The organism is Butyrivibrio fibrisolvens (genome assembly GCF_037113525.1).
Classification (GTDB): Bacteria; Bacillota; Clostridia; order Lachnospirales; family Lachnospiraceae; genus Butyrivibrio; species Butyrivibrio fibrisolvens.
On the sequence record NZ_CP146963.1, the window covers coordinates 825,699 to 848,611 of the forward strand.

Below are 22,913 nucleotides of genomic sequence, written 5' to 3' on the forward strand. Positions count from 1 at the left end.
GGCTCCACTATGCCAGCAACTGACAAAAAGGTTATCATCTTCGGTGCCGGAATGCATGGTCAGCAGGCGCTTAAGATGATGGGAGATGAGAAGGTTGCATATTTTCTGGATAATAATGCCGCCAAGCACGGCACTTTTTGTAATGGCAAAGAGATAGTGGGGTTCGACAAGATTGAGGCGGACAAGGATAAGTATCACTTTGTTATAGCAAGTCAGTATATTTCCAGTATGAAGCAGGATCTTGCGGCGCATGGTATTAGCGACTATGAGGTTTTTAGAAACTACTTGTTTAGTTATTATGAGACGCCGGAACTTGTCTTTAATCCTTATGAGAGTGTGCACGAAGCATCTTCCGAAAAGGAGTGGAACGAGTCTGAGAAGCTCCGCTACTCAAGAAAAGAAGTATTTGAAGAAGTTGAAGAGCTCTATGGTAAGGACCAGCTCTTTAATCATATAGAAATTGAAACTATAAACAGGTGCAATGGAACTTGTGCGTTCTGCCCTGTTAATCGAAATGTTGATCCAAGAGAAGAAACTAAGATGAGTGAAGAGCTCTTTTATTCTATTGTTGATCAGCTTTCTGCAATGGATTATTCAGGTAAATTCACCACTTTTTCTAACAACGAACCTCTCCTTGATGAGAGGATAATTGAATTTAATAGATATGCGAGAGCTAAGCTTCCAAAGGCGAGAATGCATCTTTTTTCCAATGGAACGCTCATGACTATCGACAAGTTTATAGCGCTTACAGATATTCTGGACGAACTGGTAATAGATAACTATCAGCAGGATCTAAAGCTCATAAAGCCTTGTCAGGAGATTAAAGAGTATGTGGACTTGAATCCAGAGCTTGAGCTTAATAAGAAGGTTACGATAGTTCTAAGAAAACCTAATGAAATACTCACATCCCGCGGCGGCGATGCGCCTAACAGAGAGACAATCGGAGATTATTCCGATGACAGGTGCGTTCTTCCATATAAGCAGATGATCGTAAGGCCTGATGGCAAGGTGTCGCTATGTTGTAATGATGCAACAGGTAAGTTTACCCTAGGGGATCTTACGACCGAGAGCATAAAAGATGTATGGTTCGGAACAAGGTTTAAGAAGGTTCGTGAAGCTCTTTATAAAGGGAGAAAATACTGCGGAAATTGTAAGATGTGTGATACCTTCACTGGGGGCTGATGGGATATAAAAACTTCGGCGGCGAGAATAAGTATATGCCTAAACTGTCAGTAATAGTGCCAATCTATAATGTCGCTACATATCTAAGGGAGTGTCTTGATAGTATACTGAGTCAGTCCTTTACTGACTATGAGCTTATACTCGTGGATGATGGTTCGACGGATGATTCCGGAGCTATCTGCGATGAATATGCTTCTAATGAAAAAAGAGTATCGGTGATCCACAAAGATAACGAAGGCCTTGTACGAGCAAGAAAAACAGGGTTGTTAATGGCGTCCGGCGATTATGTGATATGCGTTGACGGTGATGACTGGATAGAAGCAGGGGCATTTGAGTATCTCGCAGGTCTTATGGATTATGAAAATGTTGATATTGTACTTGCGGCTAGGTACAAGGATACCGGCGCTTCTAGTCGAAAGATCGAGCAGGCTTTTTCCGAAGGAAGATATGACAGAAGCCGTATTGAAAAGGAAATCCTTCCGCATATGATCGTAAATGATGCGTTCTTTCGCTGGGGGATTTCGCCCAACATGTGGGACAGGATCTTTAAACGTAAAAAGCTTTTAAAGTGTCAGATGGATGTTGATGATCTTCTAACAATGGGAGAGGATGCAGCCTGCACTTATCCGTATATTTTAGATTGCGATAGTCTCTATATAACTCACAAAGCTTTTTATCATTACAGGCAGACTACAACTTCTATGACTAGTACCAGTTCTGACGTGGAAACTGAGAGGAAGAGATTTAGGACGCTGTATAGTTCTGTGCTGGGATTGATCAGAAAGCGCGCGATACGTAGAGATAGTAAGACTATTAGTGAAAGTGAAGCTTTTGATGATACTAGTAGATATGTCTTGGATGGAAATGCTATAGACGATCTGTGCAGACAGTGGCGAGATTATATATTGTTCTTGTCAGTACCTAGAGCAGATTTGCTATTAGATGGATTCAATGATCTTGATTATCTTTTTCCATTTCCTGATGTTCATAAAGGAGAGCGCATAGTAATATACGGCGCCGGAGAATATGGTCAAAGGTTATATCGATATTGTGAGAAAACGGGATTTTGCAAGGTGGTCGCACTTGTAGATAGAAACTATGAGGAACTTAAAAAGCAGGGAATTCCGGCCAGTTCTCCTAGTGTAATCTCGGAACTTGAATTTGATGAGATCGTGCTTGCAATATCTTTTGCGGAAAACAGATATAGCATTATGAAAGATCTAAGAATGAAATATCCTGATAAATGTATATATGAAATAGATGAAAATCTAATAAAAAGTGAAAATTCGTTAGAAGCTTTTGGGATGAAATCTTTTTAAAAATAACAGAACTACTCTTTAAAGCCCTTTGAAATGTCAGAGCAATACTGTTTGCTGAATATCTCATCACACAGGAGGACCCTATGCGTTCACCACAAGATATGCAGATAGTTCTTATAGACATCACCAACGCCTGCACAGAGCGGTGCTCTAATTGCACGCGTTTTTGTGGCAATCACAAGAAGCCTTTTTTCATGGATTTTGAGACTTTCAAAAGAGCTGTTGACTCCATGGAAGGTTTCCCTGGGCTTGTTGCGCTTATAGGCGGCGAACCTACGCTTCATCCTGAGTTTGAGCGCTTTATGGAATATCTTCAGACAAGGTATCCAAGACAGGATAGGCAAAAGAGGCTCTTTTATCCCCAGAAACAGTTCATTAAAGAGCTCCTTCATCAGGAATTTGAAAGTCACAGAATAGCTACAAAGCCGGATGGCACAAGGACTTTTGAAAGGGCGGGCATAGGCATCTATTCTAATACGAGTGGTAATTATCACAAATACCACGAGATGATTCAGGATACTTTTCAGGTTCAATTTCTTAATGATCACATCAATCCTTCTTTCCATCAGCCGGGTCTTTTTGCAAGGAAAGATCTTGGGATTTCTGATGAGGAGTGGATTTCTATTCGTGATAACTGCTGGCTTCAAAGTGCATGGTCGGCTACGATAACTCCTAAGGGAGCATTCTTCTGCGAAGTGGCAGCAGCTATGGATATGTTGTTTGATGGTCCAGGAGGTTGGCCTATTGAGCCTGGTTGGTGGAAGAGAAAGCCTGAAGACTTTGGGGATCAGAAGAGGTGGTGCGAGTACTGCGGCTTCCCGCTTCAGACCTTTATGAGAAAGTCCAGCGATGAGATTGATGACGTATCTCCAAGCATGTATAAAAAGCTAGAGGAAATAGGAAGCCCAAGGCTTAAATCTGGTCGTACGCACCTTGTGGACATCAAAGATGGCAAGATTGACGATAGAGACAAGGCAACTGGCAAAAGATTTTTTGCAACACAGAAGTACGTTGAGCATTACGAAGACAGGTTTAATGCCGAGAAATCTCTTTTATATACTGATGAATTTGATACTGTCTATATAGAAGATGGCGATGGATTTGGAGATAAGTTAAATAGTGTTATGAAGAGCGCCGCCGGCTGGATCTTGTTTACCAAGGATAAGTCCAAAGAAACGGGGGTTAAGGACATGATGCGTGGGTGTGTCATGAACCCTGGTACAATGCATGTAGGCGGTGACTACTATCTATTTAATAAAAATGCCATTTCGATCAAGAAGCTTGGTTTTGACAGGATATCGGTTCTTAGTAGCTTTAAGGAGCTTGTGGATCTGTGGATTCCTGAGAAGGTGATCGATATTGCTGATACGGACAAGGTTCTTGAGTGGCATAGAGATTCTATTGAAAAGGGCAAGAGATATGCCATCTGGGGGATGGGCCTATCCGGAAGCTTTCTTGCTGATACAGTTAAGAGTTCTGGCGGAATACTGGAACTTGCGGTAGATAAGGACGAAGAGAAGCAAAATACTGATTTCTACGGAGCAAGGGTTCATGCGCCGGAGTATCTTAGGGATCACGGCGATGAGTTTGACTATCTGATGATCGCCCATTATTCAAGGTTTGATGAGATTTGTGATGAGGCATTGCAGATGGGTATACCAAAAGAAAAGATCATTATGCCGTATGAAATCTGAATGATTATAAGATAAACAGGACACGATATGGTACTTGATGAAATTCAAAAACAAGACAGTTTTGCCATATACGGAGCTCAGGTTATAGCCTTTGGCGCATATACAGCCATAAATGGGCTTACGGGCAGAAAACCTGATTTTTTTGTTGTGGGAAGTAGAGATGCCAAGCCCCAGGAAGGTCTTAATGGAAATCTTGAGGTGATAGATGGTATAGAAGTTTGCCATATTGATGCATGTCCTAAGGATATGTTCATCCTTGTAGCAGTTACGGAGCTTGTCCAAAAAGAAGTAATCCCATTTCTTAAAGATAATGGATATACAAACTTTCTGGCTCTGACCCAGTATGAAGAACATGTATTAATGTCAAAGTATTATGAAAATATAGGAAGGTTCCCTACGCTTGAAGCGCTTCGGGGATTATCTCCTGATTGCAGTGACTGGACGAAAGCTAGGGCCTCAGCCAGAGAACTTGATCTTCGTATGTACGAAGTGTGTAACCATAGGGACAGCATATTATCGTCAAAGCCTTCTTTGAAAGAATACGAATATCCTATTCAGGCAGGAGCTGCACTTTCGGATAAAGAGATAACCGAATTAAAAGACAATACCGGAGATAACATTTCTTTAAAGAACAGGCAGTACTGCGAGATGACAGCAAGTTACTGGGTTTGGAAGAATATAAAGTGTGGCTGGAAGGGGATAGAGCATTACAGAAGGCACCTGTTGGTAAGGCCTGAGCTTTTGAGAAATGACGTGGACGTGGTATTGCCGCTTCCGTACATTTGCTATCCAAGTGAATTATATCAGTTCGGAAGGTTTGTCCGCGAAGATGTGCGCAAAGCTCTTTTTACAGCACTTAAACACGTACATCCTGATGAATATGATGATTATCTCAAGGTCTTAAACGGGCCTTATCAGTACACCTACAACATGGTTTGTGCAAGAAATGATGTATTTGACGAGTATTGCAGGTGGTTTTTCGAGATCACAGGGTATATGGAGACTATGCAGGGAGATGTTCCTGACATCAGGGACACAAGGGCCTTGTCTTATGTTGCTGAGGTTCTGACTAACATTTATTTTATGACGAATCCTGCAGGTCTTAAGATTTACCATGTGCAAAAAGAGATTTATGTTTAATGCAAGGTATTTTTAAAAGAAATAGGCTATACAAAAATATCTAATAATAGATAAGTTTTTTGCTTTATACCTAAGTTTTTAATATATTTTGTACGATATACATATTGAAGTTATACGTTTGGGCTTGTGCATGCTAAGAAGAACATGGACGTACTTTTGTGTACACAGCCTTGAGTCTCCTTATCAAGGATGAAGGGAGATGGCTATGGTTATACAGCATAATTTATCGGCTATAAATGCCAACCGAATGGATGGCATTGTCGAGATCAATTTAAGTAAATCTGCAGAGAAGTTATCTTCAGGATATCGGATCAACAGGGCAGCAGATGATGCTGCCGGTCTTTCTATGTCTGAAAAAATGCGACGTCAGATAAGAGGTCTGTCGCAAGCTTCCGATAATGCTCAGGATGGAATATCGATGGTGCAGACTGCTGAGGGCGCACTTCATGAAGTCAATGAAATGCTCCACAGAATGAATGAACTGTGCGTAAAGGCGGCTAATGGTACTCTTAAGTCTGACGATAGAGGCTACATTCAGGACGAAATCTCTCAGATAACTAAAGAAATAGACAGAGTTGGAGTTTCAACAAGCTTCAATAATATAATGCTGCTTGATGGCCTTCCGCAGACTAAGGCAACAGCAGTAGCTGCTACTGCTACAGTTAATGGAGGAACTGGCCAGGTTACGCAGGCAACTGAGAATGAAGACGCAAAATATACGATCAATAATCTGCAAAGAGGCGATGTTGTATATATTCCTGCACATGGATCTGCTTCTGCAATGTATTTGAAATATGCCAGCAATCAGGATGTAGCCGATTATGATCAGCAGTGGAGTGATTATGAGACATCCGGAGGAACTGAACCTGTAGAAAGAGACGGCTCTACTTCTGATAAAGCAAAGCTTGTAACAAGTGAAGATGAACTTCTTAATGAGATAGCCTGGAATCTTTCCAGAGTCAATCTTGAAGCGAACTCAGATGTTGCTGATGGCGCAAGTGTAAGGTATACCAAAGGTGCCAGTCAGACTGTTTTTGATATACATTTCTCAGGCCCACTTCCAATAACTCTTCAGGTTGGATCTGAAAAGGGGCATACCTTTAGTTTTGAAATTAATGCAGTAAGCGCGTCAACTTTGGGCGTTGCAGATATTAACGTAAGAGGAAACGACGGCGCAGGTGGTATGGATGGAATTGAGAAAGTAAAAAATGCCATCAATACCAATTCTATGGAGCGTGCAAAGCTTGGTGCGGTACAAAACCGCCTTGAACATATAATCAAGAATCTTGATAATGTTGTTGAGAATACTACAGCTTCTGAATCCAGAATCCGTGATACGGATATGGCGTCAGAGATGCAGTATTATGCCAATACCAAGATAATAGCTCAGGCCGGACAGACGGTCCTTGCGCAGGCTAACCAGTCAAAGCAGGGAGTGTTGAATTTGCTTCAATAATACGTGATTATAAATAGTTACTTCCACAATCTTCCACAATTCAGAATATGCTATATCTGAGGTGGATGATCTGTTTGGTTGAAATAATAGAGAAAAAATGCAATTATTATTATATATTTGATAATATATATCCGAATAAAAGTCCATCAGTACCCCTAAAAGATATTTTTTAATAGATTATGTTTCTTGCAATCCAGCCAGAAAGAAACTTACGCTGCAGTTTTTTCATATTGGAGGGAATATGAAAGCTCAGGTTTTATACGAAATTGGTAATTTGCAATACTCAGATATAAAGATGCCTGACATAAAGGAAGACGAAGCGCTGGTGAAGGTCAGTGCCTGCGGAATCTGCGGCTCTGATATACCAAGGGTGTTCAAGACTGGTGCTCACAACATGCCTTTGGTACCGGGACATGAGATGGCCGGAGTTGTGGAGCGCTGCGATAGTAGGCCGGATCTTGTAGGCAAAAGAGTTGGTATCTTTCCTCTTATTCCCTGCAAGAAATGTCCACAGTGTCTTGCACATAATTATGAGATGTGTGAGAACTATGATTATCTGGGATCTCGCAGTGATGGTGGTTATGCCGAGTATGTGAAGGCCCCGGTCTGGAATCTTTTACCTATTCCTGATGAAGTAGAAAATGACGATGCTGCAATGTTGGAGCCTATGTGCGTTGCAGTTCATGCACTGCGACTTATGAACCTGATCCGGACAGATGCAAAGACGGAATGTGATAGAGATGCCGCAATTGGCAGTAGTGGAGGTATTAAGTATCAGAGTATAGCTGTTTGCGGACTGGGAACAATAGGGCTACTTGTGGCTTTATTCTTAAAAGATGCGGGGTATAAAAACGTCTTTTGCATAGGCAATAAAGATATACAACGTAAGAACCTGCTGAATATGGGTTATGAGCCGGGGCAGATTATTGATATTAGAGAAGCTGATACTGTGGCGGAACTTCAAAAGAGAACCGGTGGCCAGGGAGTTGACGTTTACTTTGAGTGCATTGGGCGCTCAGAGAATTATGAGCAGGCAGTTAGCTGTGTTGCACCGTTTGGACAGATCATGTTGGTTGGAAATCCAGCTTCTGACATGAGCCTGCCACGGAATATATATTGGAAGATCCTGCGTAATCAGCTGACTCTTAGAGGAACCTGGAATTCCTCGTTCTATGGAATTGATGGCAAAGGAGACGACTGGAGATACGCGCTTGATCGTCTGGTTGTTTGGTCTAAGTTAAGGGCTGAAGGTAAATCTATTATGCTTCCACATGATCTTATAACTCATCGTTTTAGCCTTAAAGACATGAATTTGGGTCTTGATATCATGCGAAACAAGTCTGAGGAATATGTGAAAGTGATGGTGGAATCATAGGGGGTTAGTAAGTAATAATTTAATAAAACAATCTAGAACGGAACATGTATATAATAACGTATGTAATAGTTTTGAGAACATTCTAAACTTTACATTATTGCTGGAAAATTGTCAGCACTTTCTCTCAGTGCTATCATTAAATTGACATATAGTGTTGCATACAAGATCACCATGAAACAGGATAATGTTCAGAAGAAAGTGGGTGATGTTATGGGTGGAAAAGTACTGGATTTACCTGAGTTTAGGATTTATGATCAAGGAAAAGCAGAAGGGTCAGAATTAAAACTTATTCAGATGATTTGTCGTAAGATGGAAAAGGGTAAGACTATTGCTATAATTGCAGAAGAATTGGAAGAGAAGGAAGATGAAATAAAGAAAATTTACGATATCGCTTTGAAATATGCTCCTAACTATGATTCTGAGCAGATTTATGCTGAACTTAATAAAGATAAAGTATCTTCGAATTGAGTATTTGAGCCGGATAGTGATTATCCGGCTCTTATTAATTCAACAGATATGAATGTATTACTGAATCTATTCTACTACTTTGATTTTTTTCTACAATTTTGCCTTTTCTAAACTTTTTCAAGATAATGAAAGTGGCATTGGAATCTACTTAAAGTTATATTAAAATCACGATTAAGTAAAATTGAAGGCGCTATGCTTGTTGGAAGAAAAAAGAACTGGATATTTATAAACTTCACAAATTACCAAATGGAAATATAATAATGATGCAAATTGCCATTTGGCAATTTTTTTGTTCTATAATGGAAGTTATAAGGAGAACAGTTATGATCGATAATAGGATTTCTGAATTGAAGGTAAGAAGGTACTTATAGGCTGAAGTAAAACTTATGGAGGTGTCACTTGAATAACAGGAAAAAGCTTTTTTCACTTGTTCTAACACTTATCATGTTCACGGGAGTCTTCAATATGAATTCTAATGTAACCATCGCAAACGCATCCGGCACTATTCAGTCCATCATCGATTCAATGACAACGCAGCAGAAAGTCGCCCAGATGATAATCCCTGCATTCAGAGGCTGGGATAATGGAAGCGGCTGGAAAGATGCCACGACCCTTAATTCTGAGCAAAAGGCAGTTCTTAAAAAATACAGCTTTGGCGGCGTGATCCTCTTTGGTCAGAACACCAAAGAAGCAGGTCAGACTGTAGATCTTGTAAATTCCATGCAAAAAGCTAATAGCCAGGGCGCCTCCTGCAGTTCCTTGTTCATAGCAATAGACCAGGAGGGCGGACAGGTTACACGCCTTGGAACAGGAACATCAATGCCCGGCAATATGGCTCTTGCAGCTACAGGCAATCCTGATTATGCATATATGGCAGCAGATGTCATTGGCAATGAACTTGCGGTTCAAGGCATTAACGTTAACTTCGCCCCTGTAATGGATGTTAATAACGATCCTGCCAATCCTATTATAGGCGTTCGCTCTTTTTCTGATGATCCGAATGTTGTAGCTACGTACGGCACAAGATTTGTTGACGGTCTTCACAATAACGCTGTAATGGCAGCTCTCAAGCACTTCCCCGGCCACGGCGATACAGATACCGACAGCCACACAGGCCTTCCTCTTATAGAAAAAACTTATGAGCAGATCAAACAGACAGAGCTTGTTCCTTTTGCAAGTGCAGCAAAAACAGCTGACTTCATCATGACTGCTCATATTCAGTACCCTAATATAGAAAAAGGAACTTATACCTCTATTTCAACAGGCGAGCAGGTATACCTTCCTGCAACCCTTTCAAAGACGATCCTTACAGGAATTCTTCGAAATGATATGGGGTTTGAAGGTATTATAATCACAGATGCCATGGAGATGGATGCAATATCCAAGCACTTTGATTCTATGGATGCTGCAAGACTTGCAATAAATGCAGGTGCCGATATGCTTCTTATTCCCGTTGATATGTCTTCAACTGCAGATATCAAAGCTATGGATAATTATATAAATGGTATTGTAGCTCAGATAGATTCGGGGCTAATATCTATAGATAATGTAAATGCTTCTGTATACCGCATACTTAGCACTAAAGCAAAGTACGGCCTTATGAATGATGATTCTCTGAACGTTATGAAAAAAGCATCCCGTATTACTCCGTCTAAAGAACTTGCGGTAGCAACAGTAGGTTCTAAAGCCCATCACGATATAGAATGGACCATTACATTGCAGGCGATTACATCAGTTAAGAACGACAATGCTTTCCCTGTAACTGGAGATAAAAAAGTTGTAGTTCTATATCCATCAGAAGATCAAAAGAATTCTATTGATTATGCGGTAAAAAAGCTTAATGAAGATGGTATAGCTGTTAATGCGGGAAATGTAACAAGTATATGTACCAAGGATAAATCAATAGAGGCCCTTGAAGCTTCTATCAATGGCGCAGACGTTGTAATAGCGATAACAGCTACATCTTCTGCAACGGTAACAGGTGCAGATACGATCCTATATATGATAGCTAAGACCCATACAAATGGCGGCAAGTTCATACTCCTTAGCTCACAGCTTCCTTACGACACAGCTCTTTTTACAGATGCCGATGGAATTGTTGCCTGCTATAACACAAGGGGTATGGATCAGATTCCAACAGGACTTCCCGGACAGACCAAGTATGGTCCCGGCATTCCGGCAGCTATATATGCGATCTTTGGTGGAAGTCCTATGACAGGGACATTGCCGGTAACAATAAAATAAGTGTTTTCGAAATAGTGCCAACTCTACATGCCTGGCACTATTTTTTTGTCTTGACGATTCCCTCTTAGTAATGCTATCCTAACTCTAGTTAAGCGGTAAACCAAAACCCAAATCTAAACCCGAAATTCAAGGAGCACACTATGAATCTTAAAGACATTGCCAAGCTTGCAGGGGTCAGCTCTGTTACTGTATCTAATGTTATAAACGGCAACCACAACAAGGTTTCCAAAGAAACCATAGATAAGGTTAACAAGATAATCAAAGAGCATAACTACGTCCCCAATGCAACAGCAAGGTCTCTTGCAAGTAAGAAGAGCAGGATCATAGGTGTGGTCCTTCCTTATGTAGGAATGGATGAGGATTTTTCCAGAAGCCCGTATTATACTAGAATACTGGCGCTTTTAGAAAACTATATAAGGCAGCAGGGATACTATATGATGATACGCTGCACAGGCGGATGCGGTGAAGTTATTCCCTTGTTCAACACCTGGAACGTTGACGGCATGATAATACTTGGAGCGGACAAGAGAGAAGTTAAGGAGATCATCGGAAGTATAAGAGTTCCTGTTGTCTTTATAGATACTTATGCTGAATCAAAGATCGCAAATATAGGAATTGACGACTATAAGGGCGGATATCTTGCAGCAAGATATCTTCTTAGTAAGGGGCATAAGCATATCGGATATGCAGGTCCCGGGATCGATAGTCCGGGCGTTATAGGTAATCGCATTAAGGGTATAAACGATGCCCTTGCAGAGAAAGATCTTCATTTAGACAAAGATCTTATATTCGAAGCTCCCACCAACTACGAAGATGGAATAGAACTTGGCAAGAAAATAGCCTTTGCATCCAAAAAGATCACAGCAGTAGTATCCATGTCTGATGTCCTTGCTTTTGGAATTATGGAGGGCCTGCATCTTAGCGGCCTTGTCGTGCCTGATGATATTTCTGTCATAGGTTTTGACGGCCTTCCTGAATGCAGATATACAACTCCCCACCTTACAAGCGTATCCCAGAATCTGAGCAGGAAAGCTTTGCTTGCAGGTGAGTATCTCTTCAAAATGATCAAAGATAAAAAGAAAATAGCGGTTAACGAGATCGTAGATGTTGAGATATCAGAAGGAGAATCTGTAAGGACCATAAGACCTAACTAAAAGAACTCGTAAGGGCATCAATATCTATTGAAACATACCTAAGGAGTTATATATTTTATGAATTATAAATATGATACAAGTATGGCTAGAGCAGATAAGTCATGCATTGTAAAAGGCGATAAATACAGATTTACCATCCTTACCTCCAGAATGATAAGGATGGAGTATTCGGAAGATGGTAAGTTTACTGATGATGCCACCTGGCTTGCCATAAACAGAAATTTTGACAGGCCTGTTTTTTCCGTAAAAGAGGCTGAAAACAGTCTTGAGATAGTAACGGACGACCTGCATCTATACTATGATAAAAGGCCTTTTTCCAGCGAAGGTCTTAGCGTGCACCTGTGCGGCGATTATACTCTTCATGGTTCAAGATGGTCATACGGCGATAAAGTATCGAACATAGGTGGAACGGCAAGGACGTTGGACGAAGCAGACGGCGCTATTCCTATCGAGGATGGACTTATGTCTTTCGAGGGCTTTAGTGTTATTGATGATTCAAAGTCTGAGATACTTCTTGATGATGGCTTCATGGCTCCGAGAAAAGAGGGCCTTACAGACCTTTATTTCTTTGGCTATGGTCATGACTTTCTTTCCTGCCTCAGAGATTTTTTCCATCTAAGCGGAGAAGTTCCTATGCTTCCCAGGTACGCACTTGGCAACTGGTGGAGCAGATATTTCAAGTACTCAGAAAAGAGCTATCTGGAGCTTATGGACAGGTTTGAGCAGGAAAATATACCGATATCTGTTGCCGTGATAGATATGGACTGGCATATCACGGATGTCCCCAAAGAGTACGGTTCCGGCTGGACCGGCTATACCTGGAATAAGGACCTGTTCCCTGATCCGAAGAGATTTCTTGCGGATCTTCACAGAAGGAAAATGCATACAACTCTTAATGTCCACCCTGCTGATGGAGTCAGGGCTTTTGAAGATGCCTATGAGAAGATGGCTCTTGATATGGGAAAAGACCCAAAGACTAAAGAGAAGATTCCGTTTGATGCTGGTGACAAGAAGTTTATGGAATGCTATTTTGAAGATCTTCATCACCCACTTGAGGACGAAGGTGTTGATTTCTGGTGGATCGACTGGCAGCAAAAAAATGGCTCCAGCGTAAAGGGAATTAATACTCTTAAGATGCTCAATCACCTTCACTACCTTGATAATGCTGCAAGGAACAGTCATCCTTTGACCTTTTCAAGATTTGCCGGAATAGGAAGCCATAGATATCCTATAGGCTTTTCCGGTGATACTGTGGCAACCTGGGCATCGCTTAAGTTCCAGCCCTACTTTACTGCAACTGCGACTAATGCAGGATATACCTGGTGGAGTCACGACATCGGCGGACATATGAACGGCGACCATGACGATGAGAGAACACTTAGGTGGATTCAGCTTGGAGTTTTTTCTCCGATAATGCGTCTTCATTCGACATCTAACATATTCCTTGGCAAGGAACCATGGAAGTATGCAGCATACGTGCAGCCTTCAATGAAGCGCTTTTTGCAGCTTCGTAATGAGCTCATACCATATCTGTATACCATGAATTACCTTACTCATACAAAAGGTATGCCTCTTATAATGCCTATGTATTATAAGAACGAGGATTATGCTGCCAGATATGTTCCCAATGAATACTATTTTGGTGAAAATATCATAGTTAGCCCTGTAACTAGTCCGTCCAGCCATGTTACCAGACGATCTGAAACCATGACCTGGCTTCCTGAAGGAACATACTATGACTTTTTTACAGGCCTTGTATATAGCGGCGGCAAAAAGATCAAGATGTATAGGGATATTGAGTCAATACCTGTACTTGTGAAGGCAGGAAGCATTATTCCAACTGCTGGTGATTATATGAACTGTCACGTGGAGAATCCGCATGAAATGGTACTTAACATATATCATGGCGATAGCGGGGAATTCACTATCTATGAAGACCTTCCGGATGATCCTGAGAAGAAAGCATTTACCAAAGTTGAATATATCATGGGCGATGGCGTATCAAGCTCTATACGTGTATCTGTATCGGGAGATATGGATGTTATTCCAAAGGATCGCAGATATAAGATAAGACTAAACGGAGTATATGATGCAGAAGAAGTAGCTGCCAAAGGGCTTAACAAGGAGGACTATACCTACTCATACGATGATAAGGCAAGGTGTCTTGAGATCAGTATTGATGCAGGAAAAGAAGGATGTAGCAGCTTTGAAATTGACATAAATCTTACAGATAGCAGCATTCGTCAAATGGATATCACAAATATGCTCTTTGAAACTCTTCAGGCAGCATGTATCAGCTATAACCTTAAGCAGGATATTTATTTTAGATACATTAACAGAAAGTCTGATGTACAGTTCTTGGCAGAAGTATATTCTATGGATGTGATGCCGGAACTTTATGGAGCTATAACTGAATTTGTAACGGCTTTTTAAATCTTTTAATATGACCATATGATTACGAAACGCGCAGTAAATGCGCGTTTTTGTAATTTTTAGATTAAAAGTTATACATTTTTCACAAAATTTATCCCACTAGATTTAGCGGTTAACCACAAATCGTATTTTAACAGGATTAATTAATCCGTAATTTATTGACAAAGTGTTGGTATTAGATTAATATCGCATATAGTTAACCGCTTAACCATAACAAAGAAAATGAACGTTGGAATCTATCTAAAAAGAGAAGGAGCGTAGAGATTATTATGAATTACAAAAAACTATTAAGTGCTGTAATGACAATGGGGATTGTCGCAAGTGTAGTAACTGGCTGCGCAGGTAAGGCTGCAGGAACAAATGCCGGAGGTGGTAATGCCGGGACATCCGGTCAGGACATCAGGAATGTAAGTCTTAAGGTATGGAGCCCTGAAGAGGATCTTGAGCTTACACAGTCTATGTGTGATGAATTTGCGCTGGCACATCCTGAATACAACATTACATGGGATATTTCCATTACTAATGTTGATGAATCATGTGACGCACTCACGACAGATGCAGATACGGCAGCAGATGTTTTTATCATGCCGTCAGGCTCTGTATCACAGCTTGTGGATGCCGGTCTTCTTTATCCTATCACTTATGATCAGGACAATATCAAGACTATGTACAGTGAGAATGCTCTTGATGCCTGCTCAAAGGATGATATCCTTTACGGAATTCCTTCAACACCCAACTCATGGTTTATGTATTACAACAAGACCATGTACACAGAGGAGGAGGTAAAAAGCCTTGATACCATGATGGCCAAAGATCTCGGTGACGGCATTGCAAACTTCTCCTGCACTATCGCTAATTCATGGTATATCGAAGCTTTCTTCTATGGCGCAGGATGCACACTTTATGGAGCAGATGGAACAGATCCTAAGGACTGTACATGGAATAACGCAGACGGAGTTGCAGCAGGTGAGTATCTTATCGATCTTGTAAATAATCCTAAGTACCTTGAAGATCAGGATGGAATTGCCGGTGCCCGTATGAAAGAGGGTACACTTGCAGCTCTTTGTTCCGGAACATGGGCATATTCAGAACTTTACGAAGTCCTTGGCGATGATCTTGGTGCAGTAGCACTTCCTACATTCAACATTAATGGAAAAGAAGCTCAGATGAGTAACTTCGCAGATTATAAGTGCTATTCAGTTAAGTCCAGTACCAGTGAACCTCTTGCAGCCCAGCAGCTTGCCGAGTGGCTTGCCAATGAAGAAAACCAGCTTGCCAGATATAAGGCAAATGCAACAACACCAACATGCCTTTCACTTCAGGACAATGAGGAGATAGGAGAGAACGTTGCTACATCAGCTCTTCTTGCACAGACAGCCTATGCTATACCACAGCCTGCCATCTCTCAGATCAACGAGTACTGGACTCCTGTGGAAGCCTTTGGAACAGGCATCGTTAATAAAGAGATCAATAAAGATAATCTCAAAGAAAATCTTGATACAGTAGCAAGCTCTGTAACATCAAGTCTTACAGAATAATTATAGGAGGCATCCCATGGCAAAACGGGAGCAAAGAACAAATCCGGTTTCAATATTTTTAAGGGGTGACGGCATCACAAAGCTGTCATTCCTTATATGGGGCCTTGGAAATATTGTCAGGGGCCAGCTTATAAAGGGGATTATATATCTTTTGTTAGAGATATCATACATTTGGTTTATGATATCAAGCGGACTTCATAACATGGCAATGCTTGGAAGTCTTGGAACAAGTACACAGGGTATGACCTTTAATGAAGCTATAGGTATTTATGAGATAACTCAGGGTGATAATTCCATGCTCATTCTTTTATATGGAGTAATAGCGATAGTTATAACGGCTATATTCTTTGGAGTATGGATGTCATCTGTCTATTCAGGTGAGATGGTCAGAAAGCTAAAGGAAGGCGGACACCCGGTTCCTTCATTTGGTCAGGATCTTAGAAGTCTTCTTAACGGTAATATTCACAGGCTTTTTCTCTTTTTTCCGATGCTTGGAATATTAGTGTTTACGGTAATGCCGCTTATCTATATGATCCTTATGGCATTCACCAATTATGATGCCGAGCACCAGCCACCTGGTAATCTTTTTACCTGGGTCGGTCTTGAGAATTTCAGACTCCTATTATCATCATCAGATACCTTGTCCCAAACCTTCTGGCCAATACTTGGCTGGACACTTGTATGGGGCTTTGTAGCAACCTTTTCATGCTACTTTTTTGGAATATTTCTGGCGATGCTTATCAATTCAAAAGGAATTAAAGGCAAAAAAGTCTGGAGAACAATTTTTGTAACAGCAATGGCTATACCCACTTTCATATCTCTTCTCGTTGTTTCAACAATGCTGGGCAAAAATGGTATCGTAAACGTTCTTCTCCAGACCTGGGGATTTACAACGCAGGCTGTGCCTTTTCTGACTAATGGTCTATGGGCCAAGGTTACTGTAATAGTCGTAAACCTTTGGGTCGGAGTTCCGGTGACAATGCTTATGGTAAGCGGAATACTTATGAACATTCCGGCTGAGCTATATGAAAGCGCAGCTATAGATGGAGCAGGCCCTGTAACGGTATTTGTAAAGATCACATTTCCGTATATGCTCTTTATCACAACTCCATATCTTATAACCAACCTTATAAGTAACTTTAATAATTTTGGCGTTATCTACTTCCTTACAGGGGGCGAGCCCAATACCCTGTCATACTATAAGGGAGCGGGCAAGACCGACCTTCTTGTTACATGGCTTTATAAGCTGACCAAAGACAGTAAGGACTATAACCTTGCAGCAGCAATAGGTATCATCATTTTCTTTATCTCGGTTGTTTTTTCACTGATTTCCTATTCAAGATCCAAGGCGCTTAAGGATGAGGAGGGATTCCAGTGATGAATATGACAAGTCTTACAGGTGATACGAATATGATGAATTTTGAGAAAAAAGCTGATATCACAGGGAAAGAAAAAATCGTGATAGGTATAAGACTTAGAAATCTAAGAATAGCTCTTATTGCATCTATAATTCCTATGCTGGGTCTTTTTATGCCTGTAACAAGTAAAAGCGTAGGTGGTAGAAGCTATGTGGAAATCGTAGGACAGCTACGCTTATCCGGAGGCGCAGGATTCATACTTTACCTTTGGGGGGCGGTATTTATTTGTGCTCAGATACTTATGGCTATCATCACGAATATAAGACCAGATAAAAAACTTGGCTTTTCCTGGCTCATTATTTCTGCGCTTAATACAGTTGCTATAAGTATTGAGCTATTTGCAAGCAAGCTTATCTTTGACGCAGCTGGAATCTTGAATGGGAAGTTTCTGGTACAGGATTTTGGAATCGTCTACTGGATAAGTCTGATAGCCGCATATGTGGCACTGGCTAATGTTATGAAGGGCATGAGAATTCACACAGGATATATAATTCTTGTGATATTAAGTATCATATGGCTCTTCCCTATACTGTGGATAGTGCTTACAGCTTTCAGAGGTGAAGGCGGTTATTATGTAGGATATTTTTTCCCTAAGAATCTTACCTTTGATAACTTCATAAAGCTTCTTAGTCCCGGCAGTATCATCCCGTTTAGAAAGTGGTGGGTCAATACCTTTATAGTTGCGGTATGTACATGCCTTCTTTCTACCATGATAATACTCGCAACGTCCTATACCTTAAGCAGGACAAGATTTGCAGGACGCAAGACCCTTATGAAGTTCATGCTCATAATCGGCATGTTTCCTGGATTTATGTCTATGATCGCAGTTTATAACATCTTAAAGGGAATAGGCCTTTCCCAGACACTTGCGGCTCTGGTAATAGTAAGCGCTGCGGGATCAGCTATGGGCTACTATATCTGCAAAGGATTTTTTGATACAATTCCAAAGTCTCTTGATGAAGCAGCAACTATAGATGGTGCGACACGGTGGCAGACTTTTATAAAGATCACCATCCCTCTCTCAAAACCCATCATCATCTATACGATCCTGACTTCATTCCTCGGGCCTTGGACAGACTATATTTTCCCAAGTATGGTCCTTGGAGACAAGCAGGAATCCTATACAGTAGCAGTAGGTCTTAAGTGGCTTACAGATTTTCAGAGAATAGACAGCTACTACACTCAGTTTGCAGCAGGCGCACTTATGGTGTCTATACCGATAGTGATACTTTTTATAGTATTGCAAAGGTTTTATGTAGAAGGACTGTCGGGATCTGTAAAGGGTTAGTAGTTTCTTTGAGAATGTCTGAAAAAGTCGAGGAATATAAGCATTACTAATATGTTATATAAAGGACCTATTATAAAGGGAGTCTTGGAGCATGGAGCTTCAGGACTCTTTTTAATGGTAAAAAAGTGAATAATATATGGCCAAGTACATAAGAGTATAAAATATTTTAACAATATGTTATAATTTCTGCCATGCTTTGTCTTTTGGGGGAAGATAAAATTTTTTTAAGTTTTTAAGTTTGAACTTTTGGAGGAAAGTGGTATGGAATTACAGGAAATTCAAAAACTCGTAGCTGCAGGCTACACCAAAGAAGAAATAGATGCTTTAGACAAGGAGCAGAAAAAGCAGCAGGACGAGACTTTTTGGCAGGATATGTCATCTAAACAGCCTCAGGAAGGAAGCGAAGATTATCAGGTAAGAGATTATTTATGGAAACAGAAAAATCTCGAGCTGGCTGAAAAATACAGTAAAAGAACCTATATCTGGGCTTTACTTGGAATCTGGCCAGCAACGTTTTTTGGATCAATTGTGGCACTGATATATTCTTCAAAAGCAAAAAAAGTAGGCGGAGAAGATAACAGTAAAAGAAAATTAGGACATAAGATAGCTGTTATAGAGCTTATACTTATTCCTGTGGTGGTGTGCCTTGGTCCGGCTTTCTTGTTTGTGTATTTTTTAGATTATCTCTTTTGATATCAGCTATAAATGGCTGATCATACAAAAACAGTTTTAAATGGCATAATATAAATCATAGATTTTAAAGGGGAATATGGTATGGAATTACAAGAAATTCAAAAACTTGTAGCAGCAGGCTACTCCAAAGAAGAGATAGATGCTATGGAAAAAAAGCAGAATCAGCAGGCTAGTACAGATCAGTATTACTGGTCATCTCAGCAGGCCCAACAGAATCAGGGAACTTACGCAGCTTATCAGACCAATGATGAGCTTGCTGAAAAATATAGCAACTGGACTCTTATATGGGCAATAGTTTCGATATTTGTACCTATCGTAGGAACAGTACTGGCGCTTGTTTATTCAAATAAGGCAGTACAAGCAGGGGGCATCAATAACTCAACACGAAAAGCTGGGAAAGCAATTGCAATTGCGTGGTTTGTCGGCGGTGTGATTTTATTTTTGTTATCTATAGCCGCAGTACCATTTATTATTTATTGTATAGATTGGTTCCTTAAGATTATATTTGGTGGACTTTCAATCGGTTGAGTCCTTGTAAAAAGAGCCTTGGAGCAAAAGCTTCAAGACTCCTTTTTTTATGGCAGATATCACTCTGCCACCTTTGTAACAACCACAGCTCCAAGCCACCAGACATTGATCCATGCTTTAAACTGAAGTCCGAATATAAGTAGAACAAGCTTGAACGCAAAAAATGTGGTGTATATCATAAGAAATGATGTTGTATATGAAATATGTCAATGATAGTTTAAGAATATAATAGATTAGTGGCAAAAGAACTTTGCCAATTATGTAAAAGCGTTGTAGATATAAATCATTAGTTTGATTTTATTTGGGAGGTAGTAATGGAGCGTATATTGCTTGATCAGGGCTGGGAGTTTCGAAAAGGATTTCTTGATATGGTGGAGACTTTAGAAGATGGAAATGGAGTACTCGTTAATCTTCCACATGATGCCATGATAGGAGGCGCCGTAACGTCTGATGCCCCAGGGCGTTTTGATATGGGTTACTTTAAAGGTAGTATTGTTAACTATACTAAAAAGATAGATATTCCAAAAGAGTGGGAAGGTGACTGTGTTTTTCTTTGCTTTGACGGTGCCATGTCCAATGCATCGATCGATATAAACGGCTATAAGGTAACTTCTCAGCACTATGGATATGCTCCATTTTATGCTGATCTTACGGACTATGTAACCTTCGGTCAGCTTAACAGGATCACGGTTAATCTTAATACCAGCATGCAGGAGAATTCCAGATGGTATACAGGAACCGGTCTGTATAGAAGCGTTGAGCTGTGCCATAGACCTAAAGTACATGTTGCAGAAATCGGCATCTATGTATATACCAAAGAAATAGGTGACGTATCTTTTGACGGAGAATCTGACAGGGCAGAGTATGCCTTGATCGAAGCTGAAGCAACTATAGAGAATGCTTCTGACAAAAACAGACTTGTGCAGGTAGTACTTGAGATGAAGCAAGAAGGCAGCAGCGACGTTATCAAAAAAGCCTGTAGCGCAGTTTATGTCTCTAAAGGTTCATCTGAGATTGCCTCATTTTCTTTTGCCATAGATAATCCAAAACTCTGGGATGCAGATAATCCAAATCTCTACGAAGTGACAGTCAGGGTTCAGAATCTTGGCGAATACCGCACTCATTTAATACCTGAAGAAGACGAGAGAATAGATGAATCGAGAACTCTTTTTGGAATCAGGATGTTATCGGTTGATGCAAAAAGAGGATTAAGAATTAATGGAAAAAGTATAAAACTTAAAGGCGGCTGCCTTCACCATGATAATGGCCTTCTTGGTGCAGTTTCATTATACGAGGCAGAGGTTAGGAAGATACGAAAACTCAAAGAACTTGGCTATAACGCTGTAAGAACCGCTCACAATCCGCCTTCAGCTGCGCTTTTGGAAGCCTGCGCAAGGCTTGGAATGTACGTATTTGACGAGGCTTTTGATGCCTGGAATATGGCTAAGAGAAGCGGCGACTATAGCCAGTATTTTGCGACCGACTGGAATAAAGATCTTACTTCTTTTGTCAAAAGAGATCGTAACAACCCTGCCGTCATCATCTGGTCTACAGGTAATGAAATCCCTGAAAGAGGCGGTCTTGGCGGCGGATATAAGACGGCCTCTATGCTTGCAAGAGCATTCCGCAAGCTTGATACAACAAGGCCTGTAAGCAATGCCTTGTGTTCCATGTGGAGCGGCCTTGATGATGAGCTTGCAAGGTGCCAGGACCATCAGCAGAATGCATCTGCTAAGGGCGATGATATATTATGGGAAAAGGTGACTGAGCCTTTTGCCAATGGTCTTGATATTGTGGGATACAACTATCTTGAAGATCTGTACGAGAAAGATCATGACATGTTTCCTGACAGAGTCATGCTTGGTACGGAGACTTTCCCTAAGGAAATCGGATTTCGCTGGCCTTTTGTTGAGGAGCATTCGTATGTGATAGGAGACTTTACCTGGACAGCCTGGGATTACCTCGGAGAGGCCGGAATAGGCAAGACGGTATACGTCGATAATGATGATCCTCTTGTAAAAAGAGGTCCATGGGCAGTTATGCCATATGAGACATCGCCATATCCCTGGAGATGCGCTAATGATGCGGATTTCGATATAACAGGACGGCTCATGCCCCAGGGCGAATATAGAAGCATAGCATGGCACAGCGACAAAACTTTCGTTTATTCCAAGCATCCCGATACCTTTGGCAAGGTGGAGATCTGTGGCATGTGGGGATTTCCTTATGTAGAAAAAAGCTGGAATTATAAAGGCTATGAAGGCAAGAATATCGAGATAGTTGTTTTCTCCGGGGCAGATGAAGTTGAGGTATTAGTAAATGGCAAATCCATCGGCACAAAGAGAACAGATCTCGATAAGAGATTCCCTAATGCAGCATCTTTCGAGACGATTTATGAGAACGGTATTGTTGAAGCAATCAGCTATAAAGATGGCAAGGAAATTAGTAGAGATAAGATATCTACAACTAAAGCGCCGTCTGGCATTAGACTTGTTCCGGAAAAGAATGATTTGCGGGCAGATGGGCATGACCTTTCATATGTTGGAATAGAAGTTGTGGATGATGAAGGAAATGTAGTGCCTGATAGTAACGCTGTGATCACAGTAGAAGTTACAGGGCCGGCTATTCTTGCAGGGCTTGGAAGTGGCAATCCTGTTACTGAAGAAAACTATACAGATAGTATAGCTGAAAGTTATAAAGGCAGAGCTATGGCAGTTATCAGAAGTGGATATGAAGAAGGGGGAGTTGTCTTAACAGTAAGAGCAGAAATTAGAGGTTTGGAGAGAATGGAAACTTCTTTATCACTAACTGTAAAATCAAATGAGGTAGGTGTCAAAAGTTCCTTTTGACACCTTATGACTAACGGATTGTTCCGTTTCTTCGAAACTCTCACAATCCTAAAACATTCGCAAATCCGCACTACGTGCTACTTTGCTCATGTTTTGCGGGTCATAAATTCATATTCGATTTCGAGCAAGCTCGA

At 40.9% G+C, this 22,913-nt stretch carries 16 protein-coding genes; all 16 read left to right on the forward strand.

Annotation, left to right across the window (positions count from 1 at the left end; all coding sequences use genetic code 11):
• Positions 1-9 precede the first annotated feature (9 nt).
• The 16 genes from WAA20_RS03310 (at position 10) to WAA20_RS03385 (ending at position 22,779) form a co-directional block, all read left to right on the forward strand.
• Positions 10-1,182, forward strand: a complete 1,173-nt coding sequence (locus WAA20_RS03310; RefSeq protein ID WP_073387137.1) for an SPASM domain-containing protein — start codon at positions 10-12, stop codon at positions 1,180-1,182.
• Positions 1,182-2,501, forward strand: a complete 1,320-nt coding sequence (locus WAA20_RS03315) for a glycosyltransferase family 2 protein (RefSeq protein WP_073387135.1) — start codon at positions 1,182-1,184, stop codon at positions 2,499-2,501. Before WAA20_RS03310 ends, WAA20_RS03315 begins: the two co-directional genes overlap by 1 nt.
• Before the next feature lie 83 nt (positions 2,502-2,584).
• On the forward strand, positions 2,585-4,195 hold the full coding sequence (locus tag WAA20_RS03320) for a radical SAM protein (protein ID WP_073387134.1): 1,611 nt from the start codon (positions 2,585-2,587) through the stop codon (positions 4,193-4,195).
• Positions 4,196-4,222: 27 nt separating this feature from the next.
• Entirely contained in the window at positions 4,223-5,335 is a 1,113-nt protein-coding gene (locus WAA20_RS03325) for a DUF4422 domain-containing protein (protein WP_073387132.1), read from the forward strand.
• Positions 5,336-5,540: 205 nt separating this feature from the next.
• The gene (locus tag WAA20_RS03330) at positions 5,541-6,791 is read left to right on the forward strand and encodes a flagellin (protein ID WP_073387131.1); all 1,251 of its coding nucleotides are present in this window, start codon (positions 5,541-5,543) and stop codon (positions 6,789-6,791) included.
• Positions 6,792-7,032: 241 nt separating this feature from the next.
• Positions 7,033-8,166 carry a galactitol-1-phosphate 5-dehydrogenase gene (locus tag WAA20_RS03335; protein ID WP_073387129.1) on the forward strand — a complete coding sequence of 378 codons (1,134 nt, stop codon included), beginning with the start codon at positions 7,033-7,035 and terminating at the stop codon, positions 8,164-8,166.
• Between the two features lie 171 nt (positions 8,167-8,337).
• The gene (locus WAA20_RS03340; RefSeq protein WP_139263712.1) at positions 8,338-8,634 is read left to right on the forward strand and encodes a hypothetical protein; all 297 of its coding nucleotides are present in this window, start codon (positions 8,338-8,340) and stop codon (positions 8,632-8,634) included.
• A gap of 399 nt (positions 8,635-9,033) precedes the next feature.
• Positions 9,034-10,878, forward strand: a complete 1,845-nt coding sequence (locus WAA20_RS03345; RefSeq protein ID WP_073387128.1) for a glycoside hydrolase family 3 N-terminal domain-containing protein — start codon at positions 9,034-9,036, stop codon at positions 10,876-10,878.
• A gap of 140 nt (positions 10,879-11,018) precedes the next feature.
• Entirely contained in the window at positions 11,019-12,032 is a 1,014-nt protein-coding gene (locus WAA20_RS03350; RefSeq protein ID WP_073387126.1) for a LacI family DNA-binding transcriptional regulator, read from the forward strand.
• A gap of 57 nt (positions 12,033-12,089) precedes the next feature.
• Positions 12,090-14,465 (forward strand): glycoside hydrolase family 31 protein, encoded by a 2,376-nt coding sequence (locus tag WAA20_RS03355; RefSeq protein WP_073387125.1) that lies wholly within the window; start codon positions 12,090-12,092, stop codon positions 14,463-14,465.
• Between the two features lie 269 nt (positions 14,466-14,734).
• Positions 14,735-16,003, forward strand: coding sequence for an extracellular solute-binding protein (locus WAA20_RS03360; RefSeq protein WP_073387123.1), 1,269 nt, complete (start codon positions 14,735-14,737; stop codon positions 16,001-16,003).
• Positions 16,004-16,019: 16 nt separating this feature from the next.
• Complete coding sequence (locus WAA20_RS03365) at positions 16,020-17,381, forward strand: carbohydrate ABC transporter permease (RefSeq protein WP_073387122.1); 1,362 nt, start codon at positions 16,020-16,022, stop codon at positions 17,379-17,381.
• A complete protein-coding gene (locus WAA20_RS03370) occupies positions 17,381-18,709 on the forward strand; it encodes a sugar ABC transporter permease (RefSeq protein WP_242951166.1) in 1,329 nt (442 codons plus the stop codon). The genes WAA20_RS03365 and WAA20_RS03370 overlap by 1 nt, the downstream gene beginning before the upstream one ends.
• 261 nt (positions 18,710-18,970) lie before the next feature.
• Positions 18,971-19,402, forward strand: coding sequence for a hypothetical protein (locus tag WAA20_RS03375; protein WP_073387120.1), 432 nt, complete (start codon positions 18,971-18,973; stop codon positions 19,400-19,402).
• 81 nt (positions 19,403-19,483) lie between these two features.
• Positions 19,484-19,930 carry a hypothetical protein gene (locus WAA20_RS03380; RefSeq protein WP_073387119.1) on the forward strand — a complete coding sequence of 149 codons (447 nt, stop codon included), beginning with the start codon at positions 19,484-19,486 and terminating at the stop codon, positions 19,928-19,930.
• Positions 19,931-20,244: 314 nt separating this feature from the next.
• Positions 20,245-22,779, forward strand: a complete 2,535-nt coding sequence (locus tag WAA20_RS03385) for a glycoside hydrolase family 2 TIM barrel-domain containing protein (RefSeq protein WP_073387117.1) — start codon at positions 20,245-20,247, stop codon at positions 22,777-22,779.
• The last annotated feature ends 134 nt before the right edge of the window (positions 22,780-22,913 follow it).

Excerpts from the sequence above, each read along its gene's own strand:
- WAA20_RS03310 (WP_073387137.1), top strand. The coding sequence starts at position 10 with ATGCCAGCAACTGACAAAAAGGTTATCATCTTCGGTGCCGGAATGCAT.
- WAA20_RS03315 (WP_073387135.1), top strand. The coding sequence starts at position 1,182 with ATGGGATATAAAAACTTCGGCGGCGAGAATAAGTATATGCCTAAACTG.
- WAA20_RS03320 (WP_073387134.1), top strand. The coding sequence starts at position 2,585 with ATGCGTTCACCACAAGATATGCAGATAGTTCTTATAGACATCACCAAC.
- WAA20_RS03325 (WP_073387132.1), top strand. The coding sequence starts at position 4,223 with ATGGTACTTGATGAAATTCAAAAACAAGACAGTTTTGCCATATACGGA.
- WAA20_RS03330 (WP_073387131.1), top strand. The coding sequence starts at position 5,541 with ATGGTTATACAGCATAATTTATCGGCTATAAATGCCAACCGAATGGAT.
- WAA20_RS03335 (WP_073387129.1), top strand. The coding sequence starts at position 7,033 with ATGAAAGCTCAGGTTTTATACGAAATTGGTAATTTGCAATACTCAGAT.
- WAA20_RS03340 (WP_139263712.1), top strand. The coding sequence starts at position 8,338 with ATGAAACAGGATAATGTTCAGAAGAAAGTGGGTGATGTTATGGGTGGA.
- WAA20_RS03350 (WP_073387126.1), top strand. The coding sequence starts at position 11,019 with ATGAATCTTAAAGACATTGCCAAGCTTGCAGGGGTCAGCTCTGTTACT.
- WAA20_RS03355 (WP_073387125.1), top strand. The coding sequence starts at position 12,090 with ATGAATTATAAATATGATACAAGTATGGCTAGAGCAGATAAGTCATGC.
- WAA20_RS03360 (WP_073387123.1), top strand. The coding sequence starts at position 14,735 with ATGAATTACAAAAAACTATTAAGTGCTGTAATGACAATGGGGATTGTC.
- WAA20_RS03365 (WP_073387122.1), top strand. The coding sequence starts at position 16,020 with ATGGCAAAACGGGAGCAAAGAACAAATCCGGTTTCAATATTTTTAAGG.
- WAA20_RS03370 (WP_242951166.1), top strand. The coding sequence starts at position 17,381 with ATGAATATGACAAGTCTTACAGGTGATACGAATATGATGAATTTTGAG.
- WAA20_RS03375 (WP_073387120.1), top strand. The coding sequence starts at position 18,971 with ATGGAATTACAGGAAATTCAAAAACTCGTAGCTGCAGGCTACACCAAA.
- WAA20_RS03380 (WP_073387119.1), top strand. The coding sequence starts at position 19,484 with ATGGAATTACAAGAAATTCAAAAACTTGTAGCAGCAGGCTACTCCAAA.
- WAA20_RS03385 (WP_073387117.1), top strand. The coding sequence starts at position 20,245 with ATGGAGCGTATATTGCTTGATCAGGGCTGGGAGTTTCGAAAAGGATTT.